Origin of the sequence: Duncaniella sp. (assembly GCF_029056165.1) — a bacterium.
In the GTDB taxonomy this organism is placed as follows: Bacteria; Bacteroidota; Bacteroidia; order Bacteroidales; family Muribaculaceae; genus Duncaniella.
The window spans coordinates 170,193-180,949 of sequence record NZ_JAIDBW010000035.1 but is presented as its reverse complement, the minus strand read 5'-3'; the positions used below and the strand labels follow the sequence as shown (position 1 = coordinate 180,949).

The following is a 10,757-nucleotide window of genomic DNA, read 5'->3' as shown; positions in this document are numbered from 1 at the left end:
TGCTTCAGTAGCTCAGTTGGTTAGAGCACCTGACTGTTAATCAGGGGGTCGTTGGTTCAAGCCCATCCTGAAGCGCACGATTAACAAAATTCTTTTTTTTCGTATTACAAACTACTGCTTCAGTAGCTCAGTTGGTTAGAGCACCTGACTGTTAATCAGGGGGTCGTTGGTTCAAGCCCATCCTGAAGCGCACAAGAAGAATCAAATCCAGCAGGATGAATGTCGTTGATGACATTCATCCTGTAATTTTTTATACGATATATCTTTAAAAAGTCTTGGAGGGCTATGTAAAGGTCAGTAGGTGTATGTAAGACGCAGGATGCTGTGTAAAAAACAACCCCGAATTGTATTGATAGATGATCAGGTGGTATGGTAAAGTGGAAATAATATATCCCTTTAATTCTCACGGGAGATTACGAAGTCAAGCAGGGCGATGAACTCCTCGGTCACGGGTGAATTGAATTGCTCAAGGATTTTCACAGCTTCTGTCCTCATACGCTGCATTGTGGCGTATGCATAGTCGATACCGCCGTTGGCATGAGTGAAATCTATCAGGCGACGTATGTCGGCATCGGAAAGTACGTGCTCCTCGCGGAGCAAGGCGCGCATTTCATCCGCTTCCAGAGTGGTAGCGTTGGTGAGGGCATAGAGCAGGGGAAGGGTGACTTTGCCTTCGCGCAGATCATTGCCGGTCGGTTTGCCTATGATGTCCGAATCAAAATAGTCGAATATGTCATCCTTGATCTGGAAACAACGTCCGAAAAGTTCGGCAAATTCACGTATAGCACCGAGTCGCCAGTCATCCACTCCTGTACAGTAAGCACCCATCGACACGCAGGTCACGAAGAGTGAGGCTGTCTTGTGGGATATAACCTTGAAATATGCCTCCTCGTTGAGTTCATGGTAACGCGCATTGTAGATCTGATCCATCTCGCCGAGCGAAAGCAGGGCACCGAGATCGGCGATGGCACGGATTACACGCAGATCGGAGGTCTCTGTGGCAAGTTTGAGCGAATTGGACACGAAAAAGTCCCCGACGAGTACGGCCACATGATTGTCCCACACCGCATTGATCGTCTCGTGTCCGTGACGGCGGTCTGAATCATCGACCACATCGTCATGGATGAGCGACGCATTGTGAAGGATCTCGACAGAAGCTGCCGCCGTGACAGCGAGATCATTGACACCACCGAAAAGCTTGGCTGTAAGCATCACCAACATAGGGCGTAACTGCTTGCCTTTATGGCTCAAATAGTTGCTGATCACCTGATCCATCAAGGGGTTTGACGAATCAAGCGTGCGGCTGATGATAGTGTCCAGCCTTTCAAGCTCCGGCTTTAGAGATTGCCTTATGTCTTTAATGGCGCTCATAACTGAGGTGCAAATTTACGAATTTTCACTGAATTGCAAAAATTATGTAGATGATGTGAGCGTGATAAATTTTATTTACGGAATGAAAACATGGTCCTCCGTATGCAGCCCGGAATAATCGACATGCATACGGAGGACCATGTTTTTCCTGTTGTTTGTGGCTATCGTCGCCGGTAGTCGAGCGAGCTGTTGCCAAACTGATTGCGTGTAGCGGCATTCATGAAGGGATCATCGAAGAATTCATCGTCCTCCTCATCCTCGTTGTTGTCATCAGGATCGTTTTCGCCACGTTTGCGTTTGGGTTTATTCTTCTTGACATCCAGCGGCTTCTGGAGATCGATGGGGAGTTCGTAGATGTCCCAAGGCTGTTCGATACCCCAGTTCTTTTTCAGCGTGATCTTCTTGGGGTAATAATAGACCTCCTCAGGCTGGATGGAGTCAAGAATACCGGTGGAATAGACACCATTGGTGTCCGCGTCAATGAACAGTCGGGCATAATACGTTCCCGGACTCAGGTATTCTACACGGCCTATATTACCTTTGACCGGAGCGGCCGCTACAACCTTGTCAGAGCCGTCAAGAACTTCTACAACGGCCGGGCGGCCCTCAAGTCCGGTTATATTGAATGCAAGTGACGAATATTCGTCAAGCTTCTTTACGGTGAACTCGTGACTTATGGGATCGTTCGTAAGACCATAGATGTCATAGATGGCGGCGGAGTCAACGGTAAGCCTGTATTTCTCGCCGGGCGACCATTTGTAATCACCTATGTACTTCAGCGTATTGAGCGAGTCAATCAGACTGATGACAGGAGATGGCAGGGGATACCATACGGAATCAACGAGCCATTCAAGTTTTACCGTGGTAGTATCAAACGAAGCGACAGGTGTCTCCGAAGTGAATACGAGGGGACGATGGACATCCTGACTGCTTCCTGAAGTGATCTTGAAGCTGATGGGTGTGGGGCGCGGGGGGATGGTGTCGGCTGCGTCAAGCGAATCAAGATCCACGCCTTGTTTCTCAAGCTCTTTCCGCTCCTTCTCGCGCTCTTTCTCGCGTTGCTGAGCTTCCTTTTCGAGCTGTCGGCGACGGTTGCGCGCGCCTTTATCGACCAGACGGAGTGTATCGGTGGTCATGGAGAGCTGTTCAAGCGTATCGGTCATCAGATAGCGCGCTTCGATCATGAGTGTGTCCATACCGATGAGGGTGGTGTCGGTGATCCAGTAGCGCAGAGTGTCCAGCGTGGGGTTGGCCTGAATGACGGCCCACTGTGAGATCTCCTCGCCTGCGCGATGTGAGTTGATGAGCTTGATGATGGGGAGTGTATCTGCCTTGGCTGCAAACTCAAAGTCGATCTGGTTAGGGTTAGTGCGTGCATACGAACGGAGGTACTGTGAGCTGTAGCCTTCGTTGAACCAAGTGAGAAGTATGTCGTCGGGAAGGAAACGCGTGCCCGCACGTGTCACAACCGAATCCTCACCGGCAATGTTGACAAGCGTATCGGTAAATTCAGCCGGAGTGGATGAGGGAGAGATTGTCACATCATAGAATGCCACATCCTCCGATCTGTCCCAGTGATAGTCACGGTTGACATCGTTGATGGCATATATGCGATAATCACCCGGTTTGAGACCGCGGATGGTGAACTGACCGAGCTGATTCGTCTTGGTGATGCGCTCAAGCGGGAGGGTTTTGATGGCTGTGTCGGACAGGTTGGAATAGACTCCTACGATCATTCCCTGTGCCGGTTCGAGAGTGCGGGCCTCGAAAAGCATTCCGGATATGCGTAGAGTATCGATGGAATCGCCGGTTGCGAAATCAAGAGCGAAACCGTCAAGGATATTACCTTCGTTGAGGTCCTTGATGGCATCGGCAAAATCAATGGTATAGGTGACGTTGGGTATGAGTGAGTCGCGCAGTTCAACGGTAGCACGGCGGCCGTTGGCACTTACGGAGGGAGTGGTGCGCTGCGGTGGTGAGACCACGACCTTGTTCATTGCGTCGTCGAGAGAGACGTTCTCATCAAATTCGATCACGACTCTGTTGCCGGAGACATTTACCTGTCCCGGCTTAGGTGTCGAACGAACGAATACCGGAGGTGTGACGTCGCGCGGACCTCCTTCCGGATGGCCGATGCTGGCACATGCGGCGAGAAAGGCAGTCACGACAAGTATGAAAAGCAGCCTGAGAGCTGAGTCTGAGCGCATAGATGTTAGTGGGTTTGGGAAATTGCAAAATTATGAAATTTCCTTAAAATAAATGCTTCCGACCGCGTTAAATAATCATTAAGGCCGCTTTATGACTCACATGATTACGATTGGGGGCGTTGGCTCAATGCCAAAATGATATCATGCAGAGTCTCACGACTCCGCATGACCTATTGTAGTCTATAGAGTATCACTCTGACAGGCCTGTAGGGGTATGTTACGTTAAGGATATGATGTAAACTTACTTTTTCTTGATATTGATGCCGTTCTTGTCACCCATGCCTTTGGTGACGCGGGCGATATCCTCGATGGTGAGATTGCCCTCGATGACGATCATGTGGGCATTGTCCTTGCCAAGCACTGAGATGGCATACTCGTTTTTCGATCCATTCAACGGGATTCTGAACATTACCATGTCTGAATTAGGATCGTTGATCTGCATCAGTATCTCATGATTTTTATTGTCCATATAGTTCTTGCGCAGATCGCGGAGGAATTTTACACCCTTGGCATTGTCGGTATTGACTATCACAACGTTGTCGATCTTATCCTTTAGCAGGGCCATGGCACCGCTGTCAACATTGCCTGCCTTGCCGTCGCCGATCATCTGAAGCATGGTTTTGGATATATAGACGGTCGTGACGCTTTTTTCTTTCTCACATTTCTTGTAGATGTCATTTTGGGCGGAGACAGTCACGCATAGGGTGAGGGTGAGAAATAGTAGGGTGAGTAATCTTTTCATTTCTGACGGATTTTTGAGGGATGAGTATTCGGCTTAGGATTTTACGAATTGTATTTAGTCGGCGGGGAAATATATCCCTATTGCCGCGAGAGCTTCGGCTGTTTTTTCGGACGCATCGGCAGTGGTAGCATCTGCACGTTCGATGGCTGCATAGCCTTTGTTGAGTGCATCCGAAAAGACCATAAGAGCCATTGTTGCCTGCTCGTAGGTCTCTTCCGGAGTGAGTGGTGTAGGGTGGGGAGTCGGAGTGGCTATCCTCGTCAGGGCTGTAACGGCTATAAGCATGGCAGCGGCGGCGGTCATGAACCATTGGATGACCGATGCGCTGTGAGGCTTGACTGTCTTCTGACTTTTATCAGTTTCCTTTGAAGCGAGAGAGTCGATTCTCTCCGACAGCCGTGTCTCAAAGCCATCGGGAGGAAGCAGGGAGGCCATTGAGGAAAGCGATTCACGGTCGGGCAGGAATTCTTCCGGTAGGTCGGTATCTGAAAGCAAATCCAACAGGTGTTTTTCCTCATCGGGGGTCGTCTCAGCCGCATAGTAACGGTCGAGCATATCACGGAGTTCGTTTATCTGGTCGGTATTCATTGCGTTGATAGTTCAATTGTTGGAAAAATGGCTTCTGATGGCTTTTCGTGCACGGCTAAGGAGTTGGCGGATGTTGTCTGCCGAAAATCCTGTCTGTCTTTGGATCTCATCCTTCGAGTAGCCTTCGATGTCATGCATCGTGATCACCTGACGCTGACTGTCGGGGAGCGATCCGATGACGCCGAACACCTTGCATACGCGGTCGCGGCTCTCGATTTCATCATGGGGATCGAGCCTGTCGTTTCCGATAGATCTGTTTCCGGGTTCCGTTTCCATCGTCTGATTGCGCGCGATCGCATTGAAAAGGTTTAGGCAGTGATTGCGTACCATTGTCATTGCGTAGGCTCTGGGGTTGTCGATAGTCCGGAATTCGTCCCGGCGTTCCCATAGCCTGACATAGACATCCTGTACGGCATCCTCCGCATCTGTCTGCGAGTGCAGGATTCGCATGGCCTCGGCATACATCATGCGTCCGAGAGGTAGGAAAATGGCTTTGAATTCTTCAGCTTCCATCATTGGGCGTCGTGGAGAGGATGGGGGTTGAGGATAGTTTCATTTTCTGCTATTTCTTGGCAAAAATAGTAAAAAATGGCGTATGGATCACAATTTTTCAGGCGGTTGACCATTTTAACGTCCTGCAGCTTTCACCTGATCAATCTCGTCGGAGCTTTCGATAAGCTTCTTGGCTGCTTTGCGTTGTTTTCCCCAGCTGAAATTGTAGGCGACGCGGATGAATGGCATTTTGTCGAAGTGATTGCTGCGCAGTATGTTTTGATTCTTGTTGTAGCGGTTGAGCGACTTGCTCGACATACTGTAACGGGTAAAGGGCATGAACATGCCGACAGCCATCTGCAGTCCCTTGAGCCGGTAGCTGAGGGTGATATCCGATGTCTTTTCACCTACTGTGATGATCTCACCTGAAAGCACGGCGGGATTGCGGTCGAATGACGTTATAAGCGAAAAGTTACGGTAAGTGCCCGAAAGCGATACGTTTCCGCTCCAGTCGTTGATGGTATGCCTGTAGCCCGTACCATCGCTTGTGCTATGTATGTATCTCACAGTGCCGGCGAGGGTCAGGACATTCGGGATGACCTCGATCTGCGGGGCGAGGCTTACCTGCCAGTCAGTCTGTCCGTGGCTATTCTCGAATGATGTTATCAGTTTGTCCTCTTCCCATTCCATCCACGGGGCTATCGCTCCGGGTCGTCTGGTCCAGCGACCTTCAAGTTTAGCGTTTACACGCGGAAGTGACAGATTGTATTGAGCCGAGATGCGGTAGGTGCTGAACGTGTGCAGGTCGGGATTTCCGATACTGTACTGTAAGCCGTCGATCTGTTGCGGCTCGTCATCAGTCTGTGAGAGTGTCGGGGTGGTCTGCCAAGTAGTGAAGTTGACCCTGAACTGCGATGTGCGGTTCAGTCGGTAGGAGGCCGACAGGCGCGGGCGCAGCGACCACGATGAGGTCGCAATGTCGCTTTCAAGCATCGAGAGGTCGGTGTATTGCGCTCCGATACCTCCTGTGAGCGTCACAGCTCCGACAGCGCGTAGATATTCACTGAAGATATACGTCTGGTTGCGTCGCTGATGTTTTCTGCGCCCGTTTTCGCGTGTTGACCGGTTGCGTGTGCCGTTGTACTGTATGCCGCTTGTCAGGCGTCCGTTGGACCACTGCTTGATATAGTTGCCTTCAAGACGCATGGTGTAGGTGCGCTCGTCGATAAGGGTCCTGACATCTGAAAGAGTCTCGTCATTAAGACAGGACTGCTCGTTGTAGATGTGTGAGGAGTGACCGTTGAATATCGAGCCGCTGGCATCAAAAGCTATAGTCTGGCGATGAGGAAGCCGCTGCTCTATGTAGGCGTGGAGTCGTGGTCTCGTGCCGGATGATTTGTCCAATTCCCTTAGTGTCAGTGCGTCGGAGTTGTCCGACAGTTCCATCCGTCCCTCACTGTAACGCTTTGTGGGCCAGTCTCTGTTGACAGAGAAATCAACCCATACCGTGGTTTTGTCAGGGATGAGGTAGCTGTAACACACCTCCGGATTGATATTCGACATCGACACGTAACCGTCCAGCGGGGTCTCCTTACGTGTAATTGAAGATCCGTCGGGGCGGGTAAAAGTTTCGTAATATTCACGATATGTCCCGATCTTGTTGGTATAGCGGCCGAATAGACCTATTTCCCATTGGGATGCTCCATGGTTAAGCTTGAGGTTCAGATAACCGTTGCCCCACGGCTCGTCGAATGCCTGCATCCCCTGAGCCATGAATGATCCGCCGGCTGTGGGATTGACTGTGATGACATTGATCACGGCAGGTGTATCGCCGTAGCGCAGGCCAGGATTGTCGATCCACTCGATGCGCTTAACGGTGGAGGGTGAGAGTGTCATGAGCTGGGTGGGATCGGCCTGACGGCCGTTGATCCTTATCTCGACATTCTCGCCGCCGGTGCGGACGGTATTGGTTATCTCGCTGACGTTAAGCGATGGTATCATGAGGTTGCGAAGAAGCGAGAGGCCGTTTTGCGACACTTTGATCGCGTTTTTGGAGGGTACATAGACATCCATATCACTCTTGTGGAGCACTCTTGAAGCCTTTACGGTTACTTCACTGAGAGTGATTTCAGGCATGATTGAGTCAGCTGCCTCGACTGGTGTCCGTGCATAGGAATTAAGACCGGTGGCAAGGACGGGGAGCAGAACGGTGACATATTTATTGAGAAAGCCGTATTTAATCATAATGTCATATTGAGGTCTGTGGTGATGAATGTTTTGTTTTCACAGATATGACATGGTAAGGGGGACGTTTGTGACAAAAAAATTAAAATTTTTGATTTTTATTTCCGTAACTCCTACGTTTTCACCTGAATATTGGAATATTTTTTCTAACTTTACACTCCTATATCAGATTACCCTTAAAATACTCCATGACAACATGAAAGAATTATTGTTATCAGCATTGCTTTTGGGGTCGGGTGTGACTGTGGCGGCTCAGAGAATCGATTTTGATTTCCCGAACCGTAACACTTCTGAAGTCACCGAACCTGACTATATTCCGTGGCCTGTCAACCGTTGCGAACAAGAATCAAAGACATTTGACAACGGTATGACCATAACTGTTTCCGGCGGTGAGGGGGCTTCAGCTGTAGCTTCCAACTGGAACAAACAGACTGTACAGGCAGGCATGAAACTCTTCGGCGACGGTGTCTATGCCTGTACGCTCGAAAACGGTAACGCCATCAAGATCACGGAAGGCCCGACTGCTATAATCCTTACGATCGAGGGACTCGCTCCCGGACAGCATTCTGTCATAGCCTACCACAATAATACGGACAAGAATCAGACCTTACCGCCGATACGTGTGGATGTCAACGGTGAAATGCGTCTTGAGAATGTAAAATACTCCACTAACACGGACAATCTCAAGGCTTCTGAAGTGGGTCGTTCCTACGTTGAATTTGAGGCCAAGGAGGGTGAACCGGTGGTCATCAAGTATATGACCGTCCCTGCTGAGGGGCAGACATATTCGACCACAGCCGTGATGATCAACGGTCTGGAATTTGACACCAATCCTTACGGGATAATGGATGAATTTCCTGAGAATAATGATCGCCACGTGGCTGCCGACGACGGTTCGGTGATCTTCACGTGGAAGGGTGCGGATGTGGCCGCTGTCCATAAGCTTGTCTATGGCACGGATTCGCTCACTGTAGCTAATTCAGTCGCTTATCAATACGAGGGTCCCGCCGCTGAATTTAAGGCCGATGGTTTCTCTCCGCTTCACCGTTACTGGTGGCGCGTTGATGAGGTAGAGGCCAACGGCACAGTGCATAAAGGCAAACTCATGACATTCCAGCCCCGCCGTCTTGCCTTCCCCGGAGCTGAGGGCTACGGACGCTTTGCCATCGGTGGTCGCGGAGGTATCGTCTATCACGTGACCTCTCTTGCCGATGACGGACAGCCCGGCACGCTTCGCTATGGTATCGAGCAGATCCATGAACCGCGTACCATCGTCTTCGACGTTGCCGGTGTGATCGCTCTCGAATCGCGTCTGGTGATCTCCGATAAGTATGTGACTATAGCCGGACAGACCGCTCCCGGACGTGGTATCCTGCTTCGCAACAAGGCTTTCGGTATGCAGAGCGACGGTATCACCCGTTTCATGCGTCTCTATCTCGGCGGTGCTGACGATTGGAATGAAAGTATGGGCGGAAATCCCAATACTTCCGACGGTATGGGTATGACCGGCAACGACCATTCAATCATGGACCACTGCTCGATCGCATGGACTCTCGACGAGGGTTTCTCCTCGCGCAACGCCAAGACCATGACTCTCCAGCGCACCATCATCAGTGAGGCTCTCAACTATGCCGGTCACGCCACTCAGTATGAGAATCAGGGCAAGCACGTCAGCCACGGCTATGCCGCGACAATCGGCGGTGGAGAGATGGGCAGTCAGGTCGGTTCTTATCACCACAATCTCCTCGCCCACTGCGAAGGCCGTAACTGGAGTCTCTCCGGAGGTCTTGACGGCGCAGGCTACTATGACGGTCACCACGACGTGTTCAACAACGTGGTCTATAACTGGGGCGGACGTGCTACCGACGGTGGTACTCACGAGCTTAACTTCGTGAACAACTACTACAAGATGGGTCCTGCCACGACTCAGAAGTATCTCCTGCGCCACCAGTTCGAGGGTGTTGGCAAGGGATCGCAGAGAGCTTATGTCAGCGGTAATATCCGTGAGGAAAAGAACGGAACGAAGACACAGGACAAGGAGGGTACAACCTATCAATATACACTCTCTAACGGTCAGGAGCTCAACTGGGATCCTTGGAACAGTGAGCCTTTCTTCCCAAGCCACGCGACAGTTGAAACTGCCGAGGCTGCTTTCAAGAATGTACTTTCGGATGTAGGCTGCAACATGCCTGAACTCAATAATCACGATGCCCGTATAGTCAGCGAGACTCTCAACGGCACCACTTCCACCGTCGGCCGCTACACAAAGAAAGCCGGTCTGCCCGACTGCGAGAGTGACGCCGAAGGATTCGCCGGCCTGAATATCATCGAGGCAAGCCGTGAAAGCGGATGGGATACTGATAATGACGGTATCCCCGACTGGTTCGAGCTTATCGTCGGAACTGACTACGCTACCCCCAATAATAATGAGGACCGTGACGGTGACTTCTTCACAGACCTTGAAGAGTATCTCGCATGGATCTCTGTCCCCAACTTCCGTATTGACGGATCAGGTGACGTGACTCTCTCCACTTACTTCGCAGGCTACAAGACACCGTCATATCAGATCACGGGACTTCCTCCGACAGTAAGTGGCGAAATCCGTGACGGAGTGCTGACAGTCACTCCTTCGGCCGACGCTCCGGCTCTCTTTACTGTTGAGGTCAAAGCTTCGGAGGATGGTATCAGCCTCACACGCAGTTTCAATTTCGCATCTGAAAACGGAAACTCTGCCATCATCCCCGTCTTTGGTAACGAAGATGGTGAGGATGCGCCTCTTTACGACATTCTCGGTCGCCGTGTCACCGATCCTCAGCGCGGTCTTTATGTCCGCAAGGGTGAGAAGGTAATCGTCCGCTGAGTACGCTGACGGCATTCGTCATTGAAACTCCTTTAAGACCTACGTAATAAGGCGTGAGGTCTGAAAAATCATCATTGAAACGGCAGACACATCCGGCAAAATCAGCCGCCGGATGTGTCTGCGTCGTTTTATAGCCGGACGGGCGCGTTGATTTTAGCGGATAATTTGTGTATAGTTTGCCGAGATTTCGTAACTTTGCACATCATTTTGCATTTTCTCGCCCTTTTGTGATTTCACTTAGGAGCGGCGAAAT

Annotated in this window: 7 protein-coding genes and 2 tRNA genes; 3 read left to right on the top strand and 6 right to left on the bottom strand. The window is 50.8% G+C overall.

What is annotated here, in order from left to right:
- Nucleotide 1: 1 nt before the first annotated feature.
- Both K2G41_RS08125 and K2G41_RS08120 read left to right on the top strand, forming a co-directional pair.
- Nucleotides 2-75 (top strand) — tRNA-Asn (locus K2G41_RS08125).
- A 41-nt stretch (nucleotides 76-116) separates the two neighbouring features.
- Nucleotides 117-190, top strand: a tRNA-Asn gene (locus K2G41_RS08120).
- Nucleotides 191-396: 206 nt separating this feature from the next.
- Here K2G41_RS08120 and K2G41_RS08115 read toward each other — a convergent pair.
- The 6 genes from K2G41_RS08115 to K2G41_RS08090 all read right to left on the bottom strand — a co-directional run bounded on the left by K2G41_RS08115 (nucleotide 397) and on the right by K2G41_RS08090 (nucleotide 7,644).
- Entirely contained in the window at nucleotides 397-1,371 is a 975-nt protein-coding gene (locus tag K2G41_RS08115) for a polyprenyl synthetase family protein (RefSeq protein ID WP_300117140.1), read from the bottom strand.
- Between the two features lie 161 nt (nucleotides 1,372-1,532).
- On the bottom strand, nucleotides 1,533-3,578 hold the full coding sequence (locus K2G41_RS08110) for an Ig-like domain-containing domain (protein ID WP_300117139.1): 2,046 nt from the start codon (nucleotides 3,576-3,578) through the stop codon (nucleotides 1,533-1,535).
- A 241-nt stretch (nucleotides 3,579-3,819) separates the two neighbouring features.
- On the bottom strand, nucleotides 3,820-4,320 hold the full coding sequence (locus K2G41_RS08105) for a DUF4252 domain-containing protein (RefSeq protein ID WP_300117137.1): 501 nt from the start codon (nucleotides 4,318-4,320) through the stop codon (nucleotides 3,820-3,822).
- Between the two features lie 54 nt (nucleotides 4,321-4,374).
- A complete protein-coding gene (locus K2G41_RS08100) occupies nucleotides 4,375-4,908 on the bottom strand; it encodes a hypothetical protein (RefSeq protein ID WP_300117135.1) in 534 nt (177 codons plus the stop codon).
- Nucleotides 4,909-4,920: 12 nt separating this feature from the next.
- Entirely contained in the window at nucleotides 4,921-5,424 is a 504-nt protein-coding gene (locus tag K2G41_RS08095; protein ID WP_300117133.1) for a sigma-70 family RNA polymerase sigma factor, read from the bottom strand.
- 111 nt (nucleotides 5,425-5,535) lie between these two features.
- Complete coding sequence (locus K2G41_RS08090) at nucleotides 5,536-7,644, bottom strand: hypothetical protein (RefSeq protein WP_300117131.1); 2,109 nt, start codon at nucleotides 7,642-7,644, stop codon at nucleotides 5,536-5,538.
- Nucleotides 7,645-7,840: 196 nt separating this feature from the next.
- Here K2G41_RS08090 and K2G41_RS08085 point away from each other — a divergent pair, with 196 nt between their 5' ends.
- The gene (locus K2G41_RS08085; RefSeq protein WP_300117129.1) at nucleotides 7,841-10,504 is read left to right on the top strand and encodes a hypothetical protein; all 2,664 of its coding nucleotides are present in this window, start codon (nucleotides 7,841-7,843) and stop codon (nucleotides 10,502-10,504) included.
- The last annotated feature ends 253 nt before the right edge of the window (nucleotides 10,505-10,757 follow it).

Excerpts from the sequence above, each read along its gene's own strand:
- K2G41_RS08115 (WP_300117140.1), bottom strand. The coding sequence starts at position 1,371 with ATGAGCGCCATTAAAGACATAAGGCAATCTCTAAAGCCGGAGCTTGAA.
- K2G41_RS08110 (WP_300117139.1), bottom strand. The coding sequence starts at position 3,578 with ATGCGCTCAGACTCAGCTCTCAGGCTGCTTTTCATACTTGTCGTGACT.
- K2G41_RS08105 (WP_300117137.1), bottom strand. The coding sequence starts at position 4,320 with ATGAAAAGATTACTCACCCTACTATTTCTCACCCTCACCCTATGCGTG.
- K2G41_RS08100 (WP_300117135.1), bottom strand. The coding sequence starts at position 4,908 with ATGAATACCGACCAGATAAACGAACTCCGTGATATGCTCGACCGTTAC.
- K2G41_RS08095 (WP_300117133.1), bottom strand. The coding sequence starts at position 5,424 with ATGATGGAAGCTGAAGAATTCAAAGCCATTTTCCTACCTCTCGGACGC.
- K2G41_RS08090 (WP_300117131.1), bottom strand. The coding sequence starts at position 7,644 with ATGATTAAATACGGCTTTCTCAATAAATATGTCACCGTTCTGCTCCCC.
- K2G41_RS08085 (WP_300117129.1), top strand. The coding sequence starts at position 7,841 with ATGAAAGAATTATTGTTATCAGCATTGCTTTTGGGGTCGGGTGTGACT.